16 protein-coding genes, 1 tRNA gene and 1 pseudogene are annotated in these 18,951 nt (G+C 64.7%); 3 read left to right on the forward strand and 15 right to left on the reverse strand.

Annotated elements, in window-relative coordinates:
• Positions 1-12: 12 nt before the first annotated feature.
• The 7 genes and pseudogenes from rlmN to trmJ form a co-directional block, all read right to left on the reverse strand.
• Positions 13-1,140, reverse strand: a complete 1,128-nt coding sequence (gene rlmN / locus C6W88_RS01410) for a dual-specificity RNA methyltransferase RlmN (protein ID WP_108131248.1) — start codon at positions 1,138-1,140, stop codon at positions 13-15.
• A 100-nt stretch (positions 1,141-1,240) separates the two neighbouring features.
• Positions 1,241-1,666 (reverse strand): nucleoside-diphosphate kinase, encoded by a 426-nt coding sequence (gene ndk / locus C6W88_RS01415; RefSeq protein WP_045992747.1) that lies wholly within the window; start codon positions 1,664-1,666, stop codon positions 1,241-1,243.
• A gap of 208 nt (positions 1,667-1,874) precedes the next feature.
• Positions 1,875-2,201 carry a HesB/IscA family protein gene (locus C6W88_RS01420; RefSeq protein WP_045992748.1) on the reverse strand — a complete coding sequence of 109 codons (327 nt, stop codon included), beginning with the start codon at positions 2,199-2,201 and terminating at the stop codon, positions 1,875-1,877.
• An 87-nt stretch (positions 2,202-2,288) separates the two neighbouring features.
• Entirely contained in the window at positions 2,289-3,449 is a 1,161-nt protein-coding gene (locus tag C6W88_RS01425) for an aminotransferase class V-fold PLP-dependent enzyme (RefSeq protein ID WP_108131249.1), read from the reverse strand.
• Positions 3,450-3,490: 41 nt separating this feature from the next.
• The gene (locus C6W88_RS01430; RefSeq protein WP_045992750.1) at positions 3,491-3,961 is read right to left on the reverse strand and encodes an Rrf2 family transcriptional regulator; all 471 of its coding nucleotides are present in this window, start codon (positions 3,959-3,961) and stop codon (positions 3,491-3,493) included.
• Positions 3,962-4,317: 356 nt separating this feature from the next.
• Positions 4,318-5,115: pseudogene (cysE, locus tag C6W88_RS01435) on the reverse strand (serine O-acetyltransferase); the annotation flags it as partial.
• Positions 5,116-5,294: 179 nt separating this feature from the next.
• Positions 5,295-6,143, reverse strand: a complete 849-nt coding sequence (trmJ, locus tag C6W88_RS01440; protein WP_108131250.1) for a tRNA (cytosine(32)/uridine(32)-2'-O)-methyltransferase TrmJ — start codon at positions 6,141-6,143, stop codon at positions 5,295-5,297.
• Positions 6,144-6,386: 243 nt separating this feature from the next.
• On the opposite strand from trmJ, the gene C6W88_RS01445 reads away from it, so the two are divergent.
• Positions 6,387-7,211 (forward strand): inositol monophosphatase family protein, encoded by an 825-nt coding sequence (locus C6W88_RS01445; protein ID WP_045992751.1) that lies wholly within the window; start codon positions 6,387-6,389, stop codon positions 7,209-7,211.
• Between the two features lie 116 nt (positions 7,212-7,327).
• Here the strand turns inward: C6W88_RS01445 and C6W88_RS01450 are convergent, their stop codons facing one another.
• The 8 genes from C6W88_RS01450 to C6W88_RS01485 form a co-directional block, all read right to left on the reverse strand.
• Entirely contained in the window at positions 7,328-8,173 is an 846-nt protein-coding gene (locus C6W88_RS01450) for an ABC transporter substrate-binding protein (protein WP_181248577.1), read from the reverse strand.
• 117 nt (positions 8,174-8,290) lie between these two features.
• The gene (locus C6W88_RS01455) at positions 8,291-9,346 is read right to left on the reverse strand and encodes a CNNM domain-containing protein (RefSeq protein ID WP_108131252.1); all 1,056 of its coding nucleotides are present in this window, start codon (positions 9,344-9,346) and stop codon (positions 8,291-8,293) included.
• A gap of 245 nt (positions 9,347-9,591) precedes the next feature.
• Positions 9,592-10,515, reverse strand: a complete 924-nt coding sequence (gene secF / locus C6W88_RS01460; RefSeq protein ID WP_045992759.1) for a protein translocase subunit SecF — start codon at positions 10,513-10,515, stop codon at positions 9,592-9,594.
• Positions 10,516-10,549: 34 nt separating this feature from the next.
• Entirely contained in the window at positions 10,550-12,400 is a 1,851-nt protein-coding gene (gene secD, locus C6W88_RS01465) for a protein translocase subunit SecD (RefSeq protein ID WP_108131253.1), read from the reverse strand.
• Between the two features lie 185 nt (positions 12,401-12,585).
• A complete protein-coding gene (yajC, locus tag C6W88_RS01470) occupies positions 12,586-12,924 on the reverse strand; it encodes a preprotein translocase subunit YajC (RefSeq protein WP_045992761.1) in 339 nt (112 codons plus the stop codon).
• Positions 12,925-12,990: 66 nt separating this feature from the next.
• Complete coding sequence (tgt, locus tag C6W88_RS01475; protein WP_441319075.1) at positions 12,991-14,109, reverse strand: tRNA guanosine(34) transglycosylase Tgt; 1,119 nt, start codon at positions 14,107-14,109, stop codon at positions 12,991-12,993.
• A 105-nt stretch (positions 14,110-14,214) separates the two neighbouring features.
• Complete coding sequence (gene queA / locus C6W88_RS01480; RefSeq protein ID WP_108131254.1) at positions 14,215-15,243, reverse strand: tRNA preQ1(34) S-adenosylmethionine ribosyltransferase-isomerase QueA; 1,029 nt, start codon at positions 15,241-15,243, stop codon at positions 14,215-14,217.
• 186 nt (positions 15,244-15,429) lie between these two features.
• On the reverse strand, positions 15,430-16,884 hold the full coding sequence (locus C6W88_RS01485; protein ID WP_045992764.1) for an SLC13 family permease: 1,455 nt from the start codon (positions 16,882-16,884) through the stop codon (positions 15,430-15,432).
• Between the two features lie 344 nt (positions 16,885-17,228).
• On the opposite strand from C6W88_RS01485, the gene C6W88_RS01490 reads away from it, so the two are divergent.
• Together C6W88_RS01490 and C6W88_RS01495 are read left to right on the forward strand one after the other, a co-directional pair.
• Positions 17,229-17,315: transfer RNA gene (locus C6W88_RS01490), tRNA-Leu, on the forward strand.
• 329 nt (positions 17,316-17,644) lie between these two features.
• Positions 17,645-18,943, forward strand: a complete 1,299-nt coding sequence (locus C6W88_RS01495) for a DUF3100 domain-containing protein (protein WP_108131255.1) — start codon at positions 17,645-17,647, stop codon at positions 18,941-18,943.
• Positions 18,944-18,951 lie beyond the last annotated feature (8 nt).

Raw genomic sequence — 18,951 nt, forward strand, 5'->3', positions numbered from 1 at the left:
AAGACGGCAGGGTCAGTCAGCGTCGATCTGGATCGACTGAATGTAGCGTTCGTGACGACGCGTACGATCCTTGACCCGTCCTACCAGCTGGCCGCAGGCGGCGTCGATGTCATCGCCCCGGGTCGAACGGATCGGCGCGGTATGACCCAGTTCGTAGAGCCAGCGCTGGAAGCGCATCACCTGGTTGCGGGAGGGCTTCTCGTAGCCGGAGTGGGGGAAGGGGTTGAAGGGGATCAGGTTGATCTTGCAGGGCAGTTCCTTCAACAGCTCCGCCAGTTCACGGGCATGCTCCTGCTGGTCGTTGACGTCCTTGATCACCGTGTATTCGATGGTGACCTGGCGGGTGTCGTCGCACTTGGCCAGATAACGGTGGCAGGCGTCCAGCAGTGAGCGGATGTTGTACTTGCGGTTGAGCGGTACCAGTTCGCTGCGCAGCGCATCATTGGCGGCGTGCAGCGAGATCGCCAGGCTGACGTCGAGTTCGTCGCCCAGGCGGTCGAGCATCGGTACCACCCCGGAGGTGGACAGGGTGACACGGCGTTTTGACAGGCCGTAACCCTGATCGTCGAGCATCAGCTTCATCGCCGGCACGACGTTGTCGTAGTTCATCAAGGGTTCGCCCATGCCCATCATCACCACGTTGGTGACCGGACGATTGGCGCTGTCCTTGCGTGAGCCGCCACTGTTGGAGGCGACCCATACCTGGCCGATGATCTCGGCGCTGGTGAGGTTGCGCTGAAAGCCTTGCTTGCCGGTGGAGCAGAAACTGCAGTCCAGCGAGCAGCCGACCTGGGATGACACACACAGGGTGCGGCGCTTGCCGTTGTCGGCGGGGATAAGCACGGTTTCGACGTAGCTGCCGTCCTCGACCTCCACTACCCACTTGCGCGTCCCGTCCTTGGAGGCGCCTTCATAGACGACCTTGGGACCGCGTACCTCGGCGGTTTCCTCGAGGCGTGCGCGTAGCGCCTTGGACAGGTTGGTCATGGCGGCGAAATCGTCGACGCCTTCGTGGTGAATCCATTTCATCACCTGGGCGGCACGGAACTTCTTCTCGCCGATGGAGAGGAAGAAGGCTTCCATCTCTTCTCGGGTCATGCCGAGCAGGTTGACGCGTTGGGGAGCAGCGGTGGTGGTCATGGCAGGTTCAGCGGGTCGGTGGGCAGAAAGGAGCGAACGGATGCCAGGGGCATCCGTTCACCGATGGGGCCGCAATCACGAGGGTCGGACCCCGACGCCCTTAGCGCGGGCAGATCTCGTCTGCGCCGAAGAAGTAGCTCACTTCGCGCTCGGCGGACTCGGGGGAGTCGGAACCGTGGACGGCATTGGCGTCGATGGAGGAGGCGAAGTCGGCGCGGATGGTGCCGGCGTCGGCTTCCTTCGGGTTGGTGGCGCCCATCAGCTCGCGGTTCTTGGCGATGGCGTTGTCACCTTCCAGCACCTGCACCACGACCGGACCAGAGGTCATGAAGGACACCAGGTCGCCGAAGAAGGGGCGTTCCTTGTGCTCGGCGTAGAAGCCTTCGGCCTGCTCCTGGGACAGGTGAACCATCTTGGCGGCGACGACCTTCAGTTCGGCCTTCTCGAAGCGCGTGATGATCTCGCCGATGACATTCTTGGCGACGGCGTCGGGCTTGATGATGGACAGAGTGCGCTCTGTAGCCATGAAACTCTCCAGTAGTTGGGCCCAGGAAGTGGGCATGGATGCCAGGTAGATGGCGTCGCGCCGCCCCGGGGACCGGGGCGGCGCGACGCGGGAAAACGAAGCGATGCGGCGTGTTGCGCCGAAGAGCGCAGATTATAGCGTCCTCGTGGCGCCTTGAACACAATTGTTCGTCGCGGTGCCGGCGAGCCCTGCCGCGATCACGGCGAATTCAGACGGTAAAGCTCTCGCCGCAGCCGCACTCGTCCTTGACGTTGGGATTGTTGAAGCGGAAGAACCGGTTCAGCCCCTCGTTGACGTAGTCGACCTCGCTGCCGTCGAGCATCTCGAGCGCTTCCGGGGCGACATAGACCCGGGCGTCGTGCTCCTCGAACAGGGCATCGTCGGCCTGGACGTCGTCGGCGAAGTCGAGGACGTAGCTGTAGCCGGAGCAGCCGCTGGGCTTGACCGAGACCCGCAGTCCAAGCCCCTGGCCTCGCTCGTCGAGCACGCGGCGGATCTGGTCGGCCGCGGCGGGGGTGATCTTCAGGTGTGCCATATCATTCTCCTGGGTCGGGTGCTGCCGCCTGGGCGGCAGTCACCGAAACTGTCTCTGTCGTGCGCTGCCCGTCGAAGGGTGCTGTTCTCAAGGCATGGCGCGCTGGCGCAGGCCAATCAGCGCGGTGCGCAGGGCCTGGCCTGCGCGGTCGATGTCGTCTTCGCTGGTGAAGCGTCCGATGCTCAGGCGCAGCGAGGCCAGCGCCAGGCGGCGCGGCACCCCGATGCCCTGGAGCACGTAGGACGGTTCGACGCTGGCCGAGTTGCACGCCGACCCGGTCGACAGGGCGATGTCGCGCAGCGCCATCAGCAGCGACTCGCCGTCGACGCCCTCGAAGCCGAGGTTGATGATGTTGGGCACCGAGGCCTCGAGGCGGGTGTTGCAGTGCACGCCGTCGAGATCGGCGATGGCCTCGAGCAGACGATCCCGCAGGCTCTGGATACGTGCCTGATCGGCCTCGCCTTCGTTCGCCGCCAGCGCGAAGGCCTCGCCCATGCCGGCGATCTGGTGGGTCGCCAGGGTGCCGGAACGCATGCTGCGTTCGTGGCCGCCGCCGTGGATCAGCGCCTCAAGGCGAAGATCGGGGCTACGCCGCACATAGAGCGCGCCGATGCCCTTGGGGCCATAGGCCTTGTGGCCGGACAGCGACATCATGTCGACCTTGCTTCGCCCCACGTCGAGGTCGATGCGGCCCACCGCCTGGGCTGCGTCGACGTGGATCATGGCGCCGTGGTCATGGGCCACCTCGGCCAGGGCGGCGATGTCATTGATGGTGCCGAGTTCGTTGTTCACCGCCATCAACGATACCAGCACGGTGTCGGGGCGCATGGCCTCGGCCAGCTGGCCAGGGCTGACGCTTCCGTCGGTCTGGGGCGTCAGCCAGGTGACGTCAAAGCCCTCTTGCTCCGCCGCCTTGGCGGTATCGATGACCGCCTTGTGCTCGATGATGGAGGTGACCAGGTGGCGGCCCTTGTCGCGGTTGGCCCTGAGGAAGCCGGTAATGGCCAGATTGTCCGCCTCGGTGGCGCCGCTGGTCCAGACGATCTCTCGCGGGTCGGCCTTGATCAGGTCGGCGACCTGGCGCCGGCCGTTTTCCACCGCCTGCTCGGCCAGCCAGCCGGGCATATGGCTGCGCGACGCCGGGTTGGCGAAGGTGCCCTCGAGGGTCAGGTGCCGACTCATGACCTCGGCGACACGGGGGTCGACCGGGGTGGTAGCGGCGTAGTCGAGATAGACGGGTGAAGTCATGGCGATGTCATCGTTGGCGGGCAGAGGGGCGAAAGTCTAGCTCAGGGCGCCGAGGTCACAATGTCGTCGTTGTGCTGGCGACGGCGCTGACGCCCGGCGATCTCGGCGATCTCCTGGCGCTCGGCCAGCTCGCCCAGGGTGACCCCGTCGAGGAAGTCCTGGATGCGCTCGGACAGCTCGAACCACAGGTGATGGGTCAGGCAGGTGTCGCCCTTCTGGCAGTCGGACAGACCGCCACAGCGGGTGGTGTCCACCGACTCCTTGACCGCATCGATGACCCGGGCCACCGAGATGGACGCTGCCGGCTCCGCCAGCAGGTAGCCACCGCCTGGCCCGCGCACGCTGTCGACCAGGCCGGCGCGCCGCAGGCGGGCGAACAGCTGCTCGAGGTAGGACAGCGAGATCTGCTGACGCCGAGCGATGTCGGCCAGGCAGATCGGGCCCTGGTCGGCGTTGACCGCCATGTCGAGCATGGCGGTGACAGCGTAGCGTCCCTTGGTGGTCAGGCGCATGGGGCGAACCCTCGACGCCGACATGGGTCGGCGGTCCGGAAAGTGTGGGCGTGGTCGGTAGCCGACGACGCTTGGATCAAAGCGATATTATGGGAAAGACCGAGTGTCGTGGTCAACTATTGGCGCCGTGCCGTCGTCGCCTCGTCTTCCCGCTCGGCCCCGTGCTCGGCGTCATTGGCCGTCTCGCTGCCGCCGGCACTGTCCTTGTCGGTGGTGCCTGGGTCGGAGGTGTCTGGGTCGGAGGTGCCTTGGGCGGAGATGCCTGGCCCGACGTCTTCATTGCCGCTGGCGCTTTCGTTGCCGCTGGTGGCGGTGTCGGAGCCCAGGATATCGGCGTTGGCGTCACGCCCGATCACCGGCGCGCAGGCGCGGTCGACGTCTTCCAGTATCTCGGCGAAGTCCTCGTCGCGAATTTCCGGCATCTGGCCGTCGCGGTAGCTGTGGTCCAGTTGCCTCAGGGTCTTGCACATGCCGCTGATGCGTTCATCCACCGCGTGCATATGGTCGAGCATGGCCTGCATCGACTTGGCCACCGGGTCGGGCATGTCCTGGCTCATGCCGTAGGCGTCGAAGCCGAATTTCTGGCACATCGCCTCGCGACGGGCCGGGTCGACCTCGAGGCCCGGGTCGCTGTCCGGGTCGCGGCGCTGGACGATCTTGCCGGGGATGCCGACCACGGTGGCGCCGGCCGGGACTTCCTTGGTGACCACCGCGTTGGAGCCGACCTTGGCGCCAGCGCCGACGGTGAAGGGGCCGAGAATCTTGGCGCCGGCACCGACGATCACGCCGTCCTCCAGGGTCGGGTGACGCTTGCCCTTGTTCCAGCTGGTGCCGCCCAGGGTCACGCCCTGGTAGAGGGTGACATCGTCGCCGACGATGGTGGTCTCGCCGATCACCACGCCCATGCCGTGGTCGATGAAGAAGCGCCGGCCGATGGTGGCACCGGGGTGGATCTCGATGCCGGTGAACCAGCGGCCCAGCGTCGACAGGGTACGCGCGATCCATTTGAGATTGCGCTTCCACAGCTGGTGGGAGATCCGGTGCAGCAGCAATGCGTGAAGGCCAGGATAGTTGGTCAGGACTTCAAGAAAGTTGCGCGCCGCCGGATCCCTGGCAAATACGCTGTTGATGTCTTCGCGTAGGCGTTGAAACATGCGGCGGTCCCTGAGTCGGTCAAGAGAATCATAGTGGGGGCTGGTGGTGGGCCATTCAAGCCTGCCACCTGTCGAGTCAGTGATCTGGTGCAGCTCAGCGGCTCGAAGGTGGACGCCGTGTCGCTCCAGAGCCGCCGGCCTGGCGCTGATCCTGCTGTTGGTTCTGTTGTCGGTTCGGGCTAGTCCTGGGCCGGCTTCTGGCCCTGGTGCGTGTCATGTTCTTGCTGTAATTCCGGCTCGCTTTCGCGGGCGCCCAGCGCCTGGCCGCCTGCGGCCTTCTCGGTGGCACTGAGGATGCCACGCAGGATGTTGAGCTCCATGCGTTCGGGGCGCGAGCGCAGGATCACTCGGCGCAGCCTGGCCATCAATTGGCGAGGCTTCGCCGGGTCGTGGAAGCCGATGGTGATCAGCGCGCGTTCCAGATGAGCGAAATAGTGCTCCAGCTCCTCGTGGCTGGCCAGTGGCTGCGCTTCTTCCTCATCGTCCTGTGCCGGGCCTGGCTTATTCTGGGTCTGGGTCTGGGTCTGGGTCTGGGCCAGCCAGGCAAGGCGGCATTCGTAGGCCAGCACCTGCACCGCCGCGGCCAGGTTCAGCGAGCTGAAGTCGGGATTGGTGGGGATGTGGACGTGGGCGTGGCAGCGTTGCAGTTCGGCGTTGGACAGACCGCTGTCCTCGCGGCCGAAGACCAGCGCGATGCGGGCCTCGGGCGTGGCCAGCTCGGCAGGCAGGCGCTCGCCCAGCTCACGCGGGGTGATCATCGGCCAGGGCAAAGTGCGCGAGCGCGCGCTGGCTCCCACCACCAGGGTGCAGTCGGTGACTGCCTGCTCAAGGCTGTCGACCACCCGAGCGTCGTGGACCAGGGCATCTGCCCCGGAGGCGCGGGACACACTGTCGGCGGTGATGACCTCGCAGCGTGGTGCGACCAGGGCCAGATCGGCGAGTCCCATATTGTGCATGGCGCGGGCGGTGGCGCCGATATTGCCGGGGTGGCTGGTGCCGATGAGAACGATGCGAATGCGCTCGAGCATGGAAGATCCTGTAACGACGCGGCGGGTTGATGCGGTGGTTGGTGCAGTGGTCCATTCAATGACCGATGCAAGGGCGCTGATGGCGGACCGGTCGGCAGCGCCAGGGGCGCCAGTCTAGCATGGGTAGATGCGCGCTGGGGCGAAGTGCGTGGCATTCATGCCCGTGGTCTGCTAGGATTCGCGCCGAGTCAGTTCCCCACGTCGACTCCGTTCTTTAACACCACCGACTCCCAAGGCCCGATCATGCATCCGATGGTCCAGTACGCCCTGCGCGCTGCCCGCAGCGCCGGCGAACAGTTTCTGCGCATTCGCGAACGAATCGAGAATGCCCACGACGAGCACAACCTCGACCGTCTGCTCGAGGACACCGCTCGCAACGCCGAATCCCTGATTACCCGCCAGCTGACCCGCGGTTATCCCCAGCACGGGGTCGTCGGTCGCTACACGCCCCACCGTGCCGGTGAAGGCGAAGGCGCGGATATCCTGTGGCGCATCGAACCCTTCCACGGTTACTCGAACCTGAGTGTGGCGTCCCCTGAGTTCGCCCTGTCCGTGGTATGTCTGATCAAGGGCCGTCCGGAGCACGCGGTGGTGATCTGCCCCTTCAGCGATGACGAATACCTTGCCAGCCGTGGCCGTGGCGCCCAGCTCAATGGCAAGCGTCTGCGTGTGTCCAAGATCAAGAGCGCCGCTGGCGCCCGCCTGTCGCTGGGGCTTCCCGATACCTACCTGCGCTCGCGTTTTCTGCCGACCTACCTGACCCTGGTGCAGCAGCTCGGCCCCCAGGCCGAACAGCTTCAAGCCAGCGCCTGTGGCCTGCTCGACATGGCCCGTCTGGCCGCCGGTCGTGCAGACGCCGCCTTCGTGCTGGGGGTCGAGGAGCAGGACCTGGACATCGGTTCGCTGCTGCTCAAGGAGTCCGGTGCCCTGATCGGCACCCCGGATGGCCAGCCCTCGGTGCGTATCGAAGGCGCCCTGATGGCCGCCAACCCGCGCCTGTTCAAGGCGCTGATCAAGCAGCTTGCGCCCCACGTGCACACGGCGCCCAGTCAGCCCGAAGAGGACTGATTCGGCACCGCTCGCGCGAGCGAGCGGTGATCGTGACGCCGTCACAGCAACGCCCCCGCGGCCAGGCCGCGGGGGCGTCATTCGATGTTAGTGCAGTGAGTTTGGTGTGACCGTGGTCAGGGCGCCAGCGCGGCCACCACCTCTTCGACCTGGAGGCGGGTGCTGTCCAGGCCCTGGCCGGCCAGATACCAGAGTCGCGGCGAGCCGACGGCGATTGCCAGATCGTCACCGACGGCCTGCGTCAGCGCCTCGACATCGAGAGGCGTCTGGCCGATGGCGGCGCTGCGGTCCACCACCCACACCAGGTCGGGCTGGGTGGCGGCGATCTGCGCCGGCGTCAGCGGTGTGAAGGTGCGCTCACCACGCGTCACGCTCTCGACGTTCTCGGGAAGTTCGGGCGAGGCCAGTCCCATCAGGTCATGCACGACGGCGTTGTGCTGGACGATAAGCTTTCCGTCGTTGTGGACGACCACCAGTACCTTCGGCGTCCCGCTGATCTCGGCCAACTGCTGATCGAGCGCCTGGCGCAGGTCCGCAAGCGCCTGCTCACCCGCTTGCTGTGCATCGAACAGCGCAGCCAGATCGTCGACCCGATGTTCGAGCTGGTCCCAGGCGTCCTCGCCCTCGGTCGCCACGGCGTAGACCGGGGCAAGAGCTTCCAGATTCTCGCGTTCGGCTTCCAGGCGCCCGCTGATCAGGATGGCATCGGGTGACAGCGACTCAAGGGCCTCCATGTCGGCGACCTTGAGGGTGCCCACGTCGGTGAAAGCGTCGTCGGCATAGTCGGACAGATAGTCGGGAAGCGTTGCCTGGGCGACACCGGCGATACGCTCGCGCTGCGCCAGGTTGTCGAGGATGTCCAGGGCCGCGTAGTCGAGGGCGACGACCCTTTCCGGCACCGGTTGCGCCCAGGCCTGGGCAGTGACGCTGAGCAGGGCGGCGATGGCGAGAGGCTTGTACATGCTTTCTCCATTGATAATCATTTTCAATGGAGATGTTATCGCAAATGCTCGGGCAAAGGGGGAGCGTCGCCGTGCTACGTTGCGTTGCGTACTGGCGAACGCTCCCTGGCGCTGGGTTCAGGAACCCTGGCTGGCCGGGTCGCCGGAGTCTGTCTTGGCTGACCTGCCTTGTCGACGCTGGGTCCAGCGCTGCTTGGCGTACTTGCGCATATTGGTGACGTTGTCGGTCTCGTCGACGATATCCTGGCCGAGCACCGTCTCGATCACGTCCTCCATGGTGATCAGCCCCACCCAGGTGCCATGGTCGTCATACACCACCGCCAGATGCTGACGATCCCTGAGCATCATGGTGAAGACATGCTCGACGCTGTCGTCGGCCTGTACCGAGGGGGCGTCCTGCATGATCTCTTTCATGTCCACGGATTCATCCGCCTGGTAGGCGTCGGCCTTGTGCACATAGCCGATGGCCTGCTCGCCGCCGTCCATCACCGGAAAGCGGGTGAACGGCGAGCGCACCAGTTCCTGTTCGAACTGGGCCACGGTCATCGATGGGCGCACCGTGACGCACACGGTTCTTGGCGTCATCACCTTGCTGATCTTGATCTCGTGAAGGTTGAGGATGTTGGTGATGGTTCTGGCTTCGTCCTGGTCCAGTGCCTTCTCGTCCAGGCCGATACGTGCCAGCGCCTTGATCTCGCCACGCATGTCGGCGTCGGCGGCATTGCCGCCGATGCGCTGGGTGATCTGTTCGGACATCCAGATGAATGGCTTGAGGAGCAGGATCAGGGTGTTGAGGATGGGCGGCAGCCAGGGCGACAGCTGGCGCCAGAAGGTGGCGCCGATGGTCTTGGGAATGATCTCCGAGAGGATCAGGATGGCCAGCGTCATCACCGCCGAGGCGACGCCCAGCCAGGCCTCGCCGAAGACCACCGCGACCTGGGCGCCGACGCCGGTGGCGCCAACGGTGTGGGCGATGGTGTTGAGCGTCAGGATAGCCGCCAGCGGGCGATCGATATCCCGCTTGAGGGCGTTCAGCTTCTTGTGCAGCGGCTCGTTGGTCTCCTGGACCTGGGCGATATAGCTCGGTGTCAGCGACAGGATGGCCGCTTCCAGTACCGAACACAGGAAGGAGGCGCCGATGGACAGTACGGCAAAGGCGATCAGCAGGAACATGCGGCCTCGTCACGTTTTAATGGGGTGGATGACAAGCATGAAAGGGGGCGCTGGCCAGGGCAAGTGAAGGCGGGCATTTTCTGGAAGGAAACGACCTATCTCGCGTTGCGGCATGGTTTTCGAAGTGAACTGAGAGGCCGCCGACAGCGTTGCCGGCTCGCCGTGATCGGGCACCGACCTCGGAAAGCAAGAGGCCCCGCCGTGGATGATCCACGACGGGGCCTCGAGGGGCAGTTGCGGTGATATCAGGGCAGCTGCTCTTCCTCGGCGTCTTCCTTCTTCTCCGGGATCAGGTCGCGGCGCTGAAGCTTGAGCTTGATCAGCAGGGCCGCCGCCACGTAGATCGACGAGAAGGTACCCACGCCGATACCGATCAGCAGGGCCACCGAGAAGTTGTGGATCATGTCGCCACCGAGCCAGGCCAGCGCCAGCAGTACCAGCAGGGTGGTACCGGAGGTCGCCAGGGTGCGGGACAGGGTCTGGTTGATCGCCTCGTTGAAGATCGCCGGCATGTCGTCGATACGCGACTTGCGGATATTCTCGCGGATACGGTCATAGACCACGATGGTGTCGTTGAGCGAGTAGCCGATCACCGCCAGCACGGCGGCCAGCACCGTCAGGTCGAACTCCATCTGGAACAGCGAGAAGGCGCCGACCACGATGATCACGTCATGGACCAGTGCCAGCAGTGCGCCGATGGCGAACTTGTACTGGAAGCGGAAGGCCACGTAGAGCATGACCACGCCGAGGGCGACGAGCATGCCGAGACCGCTCTGGTCACGCAGTTGACCGCCGACCTGGGCACCGACGAATTCGGCACGCACCAGGTCCACCTGGGCGCCGCCCTGGGCCAGCAGGCCCACGACCTGGTCGCCGACGTTGGCCTCGAAGGTCTGCTGCAGACGAATCAGCACCTCATTGGCGGCGCCGAAGGTCTGTACCGAGATGTCATTGAAGCCGGCTCCCTCGAGGGCGCCGCGCACGCTGTCCAGCGCCGGGGCGGTGGCGTAGCGGACTTCGACCAGGGTGCCGCCGGTGAAGTCGAGGCCCAGGGCCAGGCCCTGCACCACCAGCGACACCAGTGAGACTAGGATCAGGATCGCCGATATAGCAAAGGCGATCTTGCGCTGGCCCATGAAGTCGAGATTCAGGTTGGTGAGGCGTTTCATACCCTCTCCCCGTTGTGTGCAAGTGGACATGGGCTTAGATCCATAGCTTCTTCACCGGCTTGCCGCCGTAGATCAGATTGACCATGGCACGGGTCACCAGCAGGGCGGTGAACATCGAGGTCAGGATGCCCAGCGACAGGGTGACGGCGAAGCCCTTGACCGGGCCGGTACCGATGGAGAACAGGATCAATGCCACCAGCAGGGTGGTGATGTTGGCGTCGACGATGGAGCTGAAGGCGCGCTCGTAGCCGGCGTGGATCGCCTGCTGCACCGACAGTCCTGTGCGCAGTTCCTCACGAATACGCTCGAAGATCAGCACGTTGGCGTCGACCGCCATGCCCAGCGTCAATACGATACCGGCGATACCAGGCAGCGTCAGGGTGGCGCCGAGCATCGACATGGCGGCGACCAGCAGGGTCAGGTTCAACGCCAGGGCGATGTTGGCGATGACGCCGAACACCTTGTAGCGGATCAACATGAACAGCACGACCAGCAGCAGACCGATCTGTACCGAGAGCATGCCGCGCTCGATATTGTCGGCGCCGAGGCTCGGGCCGATGGTGCGTTCCTGGGCGAAGTAGATCGGTGCCGCCAGTGAACCGGAGCGCAGCAGCAGTGCCAGCTCGCCGGCTTCGGTGGGCGATTCCAGCCCGGTGATGCGGAAGCTGTTGCCCAGCGCGCTCTGGATGGTGGCCAGGCTGATGATGCCGCGTTCGGTGTAGGGATCACGCACGGTCACCTGCTCACCGTCCTCCATCACCGTACGGTCACGAGTCTTGTGCTCGATGAACACCACCGCCATGTTGCGACCGATGTTGGTGCGGGTGGCGCGGTTCATCAGGGTGCCGCCGGTGCCGTCCAGGTTGATGTTGACCTGGGGGCGACCGTTCTCGTCGAAGCCGCGGCTGGCGCTGGACACACTGTCGCCGGTGATGATGACGTCGCGCATCAGGTCGGCGGTGCGTCCGGGCTCATTGCGGAAGGACAGCGCCTCGGTCTCGTTGGACGGGGTGTCGGTGCGCGCCTCCAGGCGGAACTCCAGGTTGGCGGTGGCGCCGACGATACGCTTGGCGGCGGCGGTGTCCTGCACGCCGGGCAGCTCGACCACGATGCGATCCGGGCCCTGGCGCTGTACCAGCGGTTCGGCCACGCCGAGCTCGTTGACGCGGTTGCGCAGGGTGGTCAGGTTCTGGTTGATCGCGTAGTCCTGGATCTCGTCCACGGACGCGTCGGTCAGGGTCATCGCCAGGCTGGCGCCGCGTTCACGCTCGACGTCCTGGTACTGGAAGTCGGGGAACTCGCGGCGAATCAGCGTCTCGGCAGCGTCGCGGTCCTCGGCGTTCATGAAGTCCAGCGAGATGGTGCGGCCGTCGATCTCGGTGTTGCGGTAGCGGATGCGCTCTTCACGCAGGGTCTCGCGCATGGCGCTGGCGTTGACCTCGAGACGCTGATTGACCGCCGCTTCCATGTCCACTTCCAAAAGGAAGTGCACACCGCCACGCAGGTCCAGACCAAGGGTCATGGGCGAGGCCGCCAGCGAAGACAGCCACTCGGGGGTGGACTCTGCCAGGTTCAGCGCGACCACATAGTCATCGCCGAGCTGCTGGGCGATCAGGTCGCGGGCGGGAATCTGGTCCTCGGCGTCGTTCAGCCGGATCAGCAGGCTGTTGGGCTCCTGTTCCACCGTCTTGACGTCGATGTCCGCCTCGGCCAGGGCCTGTTCGAGGCTCTGCTGCTGGGACTGGCTGAAACTCAGCTCGCCACGATCACTGCTGATCTGGACCGCTGGGTCTTCGGGAAACAGATTGGGAAGGGAGTAGACCAGGCCGACAAGAAGTACCACCAGGATCAGCAGGTACTTCCATAAAGGGTAACGATTGAGCATCGGGGCTCTGCCCTCAGGTTGCTGACAAATAAGGGAAAGCCGGGGGCGCTCGAGAGGTGCTCCGGGGACTTTCCAAAGCGAAGGGTGCGGCTGCCTCGCCAACGCGCGACAGCCGACCGATCGGCTCCCCCCGCGTCAGCATGGGGCCCCCTTCGGCGCACAGGGCCGAAGGGGAATGACACCAATCAGATGGACTTGATAGTGCCCTTGGGCAGCACGGCGGCCACGGCGTTCTTCTGCACGCTGACTTCGGTGCCTTCGCTGATTTCCATGGCGAGGAACTCGCTGTCGTCGCTGACCCGGGTGATGCGGCCCATCAGACCACCGCCGATGACGATCTCGTCACCCTTGGACAGGCCAGCGATCAGCTGCTTGTGCTGCTTGGCGCGCTTGGCCTGGGGACGCCACAGCAGGAAGTAGAAGATCAGCACGAAGCCGACCAGCATCACGATCTGGGCGATACCACCACCGGCGGCAGCGCCAGCATCCTGGGCCAGGGCCGGGGAGATGAAGAAGTCCAACATGTACGACGGTCTCCTGAAGTCGTGGGGAAAAGGGAGTCAGACGGCCGGCGGCTGCCGACCGGGTCATCAATTCGGGGCGGGGGGAACCGGCAGGCCACGCCTGGCATAGAACCCTTCCACGAAGTCAGCCAATGTACCCGCTTCGATAGCACCGCGCAAACCGGCCATGACACGCTGATAGTGACGCAGATTATGGATCGTGTTGAGCATCGATCCGAGCATCTCGCCGCAGCGGTCCAGGTGGTGCAGATAGCCCCGCGAGAAGTTCTGACAGGTGTAGCAGTCACAGTCATCTTCCAGCGGGCGGGTGTCGTGACGATGCTTGGCGTTTCGGATCTTGACCGTGCCCTCGGCGGTGAACAGGTGGCCGTTGCGGGCGTTGCGGGTGGGCATCACACAGTCGAACATGTCGACCCCGCGGCGTACCCCTTCGACCAGATCCTCGGGCTTGCCGACGCCCATCAGATAGCGCGGCTTGTCCGCCGGCATCCACTCGGGCAGATAGTCGAGCACCTTGATCATTTCTTCCTTGGGCTCGCCCACCGACAGCCCGCCGATGGCGTAGCCGTCGAAGCCGATGTCGCCGAGGCCCTTGAGCGAAGCCTCACGCAGATCCGGGTACATGCCGCCCTGGATAATGCCGAACAGAGCCGACGGTGAGTCGCCGTGGGCATCGCGAGAGCGCTGGGCCCAGCGCAGCGACATCTCCATCGAACGGCGCGCCTCGTCGTGGGTCGCCGGGTAGGGAGTGCACTCGTCGAAGATCATGACGATGTCGGAGCCCAGCGAGCGCTGCACCGCCATCGACTCTTCCGGTCCCATGAACACCTTGGAGCCGTCCACCGGCGAGCGGAAGTGCACGCCCTGCTCGGTGATCTTGCGCGTCTCGCCCAGCGAGAACACCTGGAAGCCGCCGGAGTCGGTGAGGATCGGCTTGTGCCACTGGGCGAAGTCGTGCAGGTCGCCGTGGGCCTCGATGACCTCGGTGCCGGGGCGCAGCCACAGGTGGAAGGTGTTGCCGAGGATGATCTCGGCGCCGATCTCTTCCACCGAGGCAGGGGTCATGCCCTTGACCGTGCCGTAGGTGCCCACCGGCATGAAGGTCGGGGTCTCGATGGTGCCGCGGGGAAAGGTGATGCGACCTCGGCGGGCCCGGCCGTCCTCGGCCAGCTTGTCGAAGCGCATGAAGCATTGCTCGCGCATGGGTCTCTCCGTGCCCCTTGGGGGCGTTGATTCGAGCCTGACGACGGTGGACCGCTCGGCCGAGCAGCCACCGCCTGGCAAATAGGGTCAGCGTGCCGGCGTCAGCAGCATGGCGTCGCCGTAGCTGAAGAAGGCGTAGCGTTCCTTTACCGCCTCGCGGTAAGCCTTCATCACGGTGTCGTAGCCGGAGAAGGAAGACACCAGCATCAGCAGGGTCGATTCCGGCAGATGGAAGTTGGTGATCAGGGCGTCCACGCAGCGCCACTCGTAGCCTGGGTAGATGAAGATGTCGGTGTCGCCGGAGAAGGGCGCGATCTCGCCCGACTGGCTGGCGGTTTCCAGGCAGCGCACGCTGGTGGTGCCGACGGCGATGACCTTGTTGCCGCGAGCCTTGGCCGCACGCACCTGGGCGCAGGCCTGGTCACCCACCTCGATCCACTCGCTGTGCATGTGGTGCTCGTGGATATTGTCGACGCGCACCGGCTGGAAGGTACCGGCGCCTACGTGCAGGGTCACGTAGGCGGACTCGACGCCTCGCTCGGCCAGCCGCTCGAGCAGCGGCTCGTCGAAGTGCAGGCCGGCGGTCGGCGCGGCCACCGCCCCGTCGCGCCGGGCGTAGACGGTCTGGTAGCGCTCGCGGTCGGACAGCTCGTCGTCCCGGGTGATATACGGCGGCAGCGGCATATGGCCGTGGCGTTCCAGCAGCGCGATCATCGGGGTATCGCCGAGAAAGCGCAGCTCGAACAGGGCGTCGCGGCGACCTTCGACCACTGCCTGGATGCCGCCCTCGAAGTGAAGCTCGGTGCCGGGCTTCGGTGACTTGCTCGAGCGCAGATGGACCAGCCCCCGATGGGCGTCCAGCGGCCGTTCGAGCAGCATTTCCACCTTGCCGCCGCTGGCCTTGTGGCCGTGCAGGCGGGCGGGGATCACGCGGGTGTCGTTGAACACCAGCAGGTCGCCGGGCTCGAGCAATTGCTCGAGGTCCGGAAAGCGGCGGTGGTCGAGGTGTCCGCTGGCGCCGTCGACACACAGCAGGCGGCAGTCGCTGCGAACGTCGGACGGGTAACGGGCGATCAGCTCTTCAGGGAGCTCGAAATGAAAGTCGGCGCGCTGCATGGGAATTCGCAAGTCGTCAGGCGGGATGAAGGATGCCAAAGGCGCACAAGGATACCGTTTCCTGACCGCCACGTCAGGAAACGGCGTCGATCTTCTGTCACGACGACGCCATGGGCGTCAGCCCGTGTCGGCCATCCGCTAGGCGGGCAGCGCAGTCGGGTCGACGACCAGGGGCCATCGGGGTGGCTACCACAGCAGCAGGATCAGACCGTAGGCCATCAGCGTCACCACCACCGTACTGATCAGGTTGAGAGCAAAGCCGGCACGAATCATCGACTGGATCTTCATGTGACCGGTGCCGAAGACGATGGCGTTGGGCGGTGTGGCCACCGGCATCATGAAAGCGCAACTGGCGGCGATGGCGGCCGGCACGGTGATCAGCATCACCGGCAGATCCAGCGACAGCGCCAGCGCGCCGAGCAGCGGCAGGAAGGCCGCCGCGGTGGCGGTGTTGGACGTCACCTCGGTGAGGAAGATGATGACCAGCACCACGCCGCCGATGATCGCCAGTACCGGCAGGGCACCGAGGATCGACAGCTGGTTGGCGATCCACTCGGCCAGCCCCGACTTGCTGATCGCGCCGGCCAGCGCCAGGCCGCCGCCGAACAGCAGAAGGATGCCCCAGGGCAGCTTCACCGCGTCTTCCCACACCATCAGCGCCTCGCCGGAACGACGGCCGGAAGGAATCAGGAACAGCGCCATGCCGGCGACGATGGCGATCGTGGTGTCGGACAACCAGGAGGCGCCCATGTCATTGAGCAGCGGGCGCAGGATCCACAGCGCCGCCGCGGCCAGAAACAGCAGGCCGACACGGCGTTCGGCGGCACTCATCGGGCCCATCTCGGCGAGCTGGTCCTTGATCAGGTTGTCGCTTTCACCCTTGCCGACCTTCAGCGAGAAGCCGCCGCGGGACAGCCACCACCAGGTCAGCGACATCATCACCACACTGATCGGTACCCCGACCAGCATCCACTGGGCGAAGCCCAGGTCGATGCCGCGGTCATCGGCCAGATAACCCGCCAGCAGAGCGTTGGGCGGCGTGCCGATCAATGTGGCCACACCACCGATGCTGGCCGAATAGGCGATGCCCAACAGCAGCGCGGTGGCAAAGCGGCGCAGCTCATCAGGGTCGGAATCCTCGAGCAGGCTCAGCACCGAGATGCCGATGGGCAACATCATGATCGAGGTGGCGGTGTTGGACACCCACATGCTGAGAAAACCGGTGGCGATCATGAACCCGGCGATCTGGCGCTTGGGCTCGCTGCCGACGACCTTCAACACGTGCAGGGCGATACGCTTGTGCAGGTTCCAGGTCTGCATCGCGATACCGAGCAGGAAACCGCCGAGGAACAGATAGATGATCGGATTGGCGTAGCTGGCCGCGACCTCCTTGATGCTGCCGATGCCCACCGCCGGGGCCAGCACCAGGGGGATCAGCGAGGTCACCGGGATCGGGATCGCCTCGGTGGACCACCAGCTGGCCATCAGCAGTGCCATGCCGACGCAGCCCCAGGCGGCCTGTGACATGTCGCCGGGCGGGGGCAGCACCAGGGTGGCGATCAACAACAGCGGACCCAGCACCAGCCCGATGCGGCTGGCGATGGACGGATGGGGAACGGCTTCATTGCGAGTGTCAGCCATGGGCGACTCCATTCTGGGCTGGACGCGGGTCTCGTTGACCAGGGGCTTGGTTGACCTGGGGCAGGCGGAGCGCAGTCTACCAAGGTCTAACCCGAGCGGGCGAGCGTCAAGACATGGAGGAATGACCCACCTGCCGCCAGGGTGCCGAAACCGACGGCCGGTGGGGCTTTGGCTGACAACGGCCGAGGCCGATCCCAGGTCGGTGCTCCGCCGGATGCGGTGGGGGCCGCGCCCGACAGGGACGGGAGTCGCCTCGACAACGGTGCCATCGGCCCCGACAGGCGCCACCGAGCGGCTCAGGGGAATTGACCTCTGGCGCCACCCACGTATAATCCTCGCCCGTTGCCGGTGTGGCGGAATTGGTAGACGCAGCGGATTCAAAATCCGCCGCTGGAAACAGCGTGTCGGTTCGAGTCCGACCACCGGCACCATTCTTTCTCGATGTCGTCCTGACATCTTTTGATTGCCTTCCTTATCTTTTGCCTCCCTGACGCTGGTCGTTCCTGGTGATCGTAATGCTCGTGTGCCTGCCACTGTTAGCGGGTCCTTGGCTGTGCGTACATCGCTTCATCTCTTCTGCAATATCCTCTGTTCCCCCTCGCGTGTCCCCGCCATTGCGGCGGCCCATTGCGTGTGTGCTGATAATTAGTACATAGACGCCCTTTAATTAGAGCTTCACCTCCTCCGATACTTCAGCTGACGGGGGGTGGCTGAAGGTGGCCGCCCATCGTTGTCGCTATTACAACAACAGGACATCTCCATGAAGCTCTCGCTACTACTCGATTGGCGTCTGCACGCCATGGTGGCCGTTGCCGCTCTGGTCTCTGAAATTATCGGTATCATCAAGATCCCGCTGGGTCCGGGGACCCTGCTGCTGCTGCCACTGTTCTATGCCTTCATCATCGGTCTGTTACTGAATCCCCATCTCTTTTCCAGCACGTCGCGGTTTATTCCGTCAAAACTAAGTGACGCGGCAGCACCCATCATCCTGCTGTCGATTATGCCGTTCATTGCCCGCTTCGGTTCCACCATCGGTCCAGCCATCGAGCAGATTATCAGCGCCGGCCCTGCCCTGATCCTTCAGGAGCTTGGCAATCTGGGCACCATGCTGATTGCCATGCCGTTCGCGGTGCTGGTGCTCAAGATGGGGCGCGAAGCCATCGGTGCCACCTATTCCATCGCCCGAGAACCGAACATTGCGATTATTTCCGACAAGTACGGTCTCAAGGGGCCCGAGGGAATAGGCGTGATGGGCGTCTACGTGGTGGGAACCATGTTCGGGACCCTGTGGTTTGCTCTGATGGCTGGCTATCTGACGACCCTCGATATCTTCGATCCGCGAGCCTTGGCGATGGCCTGTGGCGTCGGCAGCGGCAGTATGGTGGCCGCCTGTTCTGGGGCAATTGCCGGCGCTTTGCCTGAACTACGCGACGAACTGCTGGCCTTTGCCGGTGCCAGTAATCTGCTGACCTATGCCACCGGGCTCTACATCTCGCTGTTCATCGCGTTGCCCCTGGCCGAACGGATCTTCAAGTGGTGCTCAGGATCACGGGCAGCCACTTCGGTGGGTGCCAAGGCAACCGTCGAGCCAGCCCTTGCCGCAAGCGTCAGCGAAGACGAGCGCCCCGAGCGGCATCTTGGCCAGACGGCGATCGTCATGGCGGTGGTCTGCGGCGTGGCGTGGATCAGCAATACCATCAATGGTGACTCACTGGTGGCCGCCTTGCCGGGCATGCTGGTGCTGTACGCCATGACCATGCTGGGGCTCGTCATCACCCGCTTCGCGCCTTTCTATCTGCCCGGTGTGGCCTGGGTCTCTCTGGTCAGCATTGCCATGACCTTGCCCTGGTTCCCGGGTAGCGCCTGGATCGTGCAACAGCTTGAGTCTGTCAGCTTCCTGGCAATTGTGACCCCGGTGCTGGCTTATGCCGGATTGGCACTGTCACCCCGCGAGTTCACCATGTTCCGTCAGGTGGGATGGAAGTTGGTCATCGTATCGCTGCTGGTGTTTACCGGTACTTTCATTGGCTCGGCTGTTGTGGCCCAGGCGCTGCTGTAACGCCAGAA

Source organism: Halomonas litopenaei (genome assembly GCF_003045775.1).
GTDB lineage: Bacteria > Pseudomonadota > Gammaproteobacteria > Pseudomonadales > Halomonadaceae > Halomonas > Halomonas litopenaei.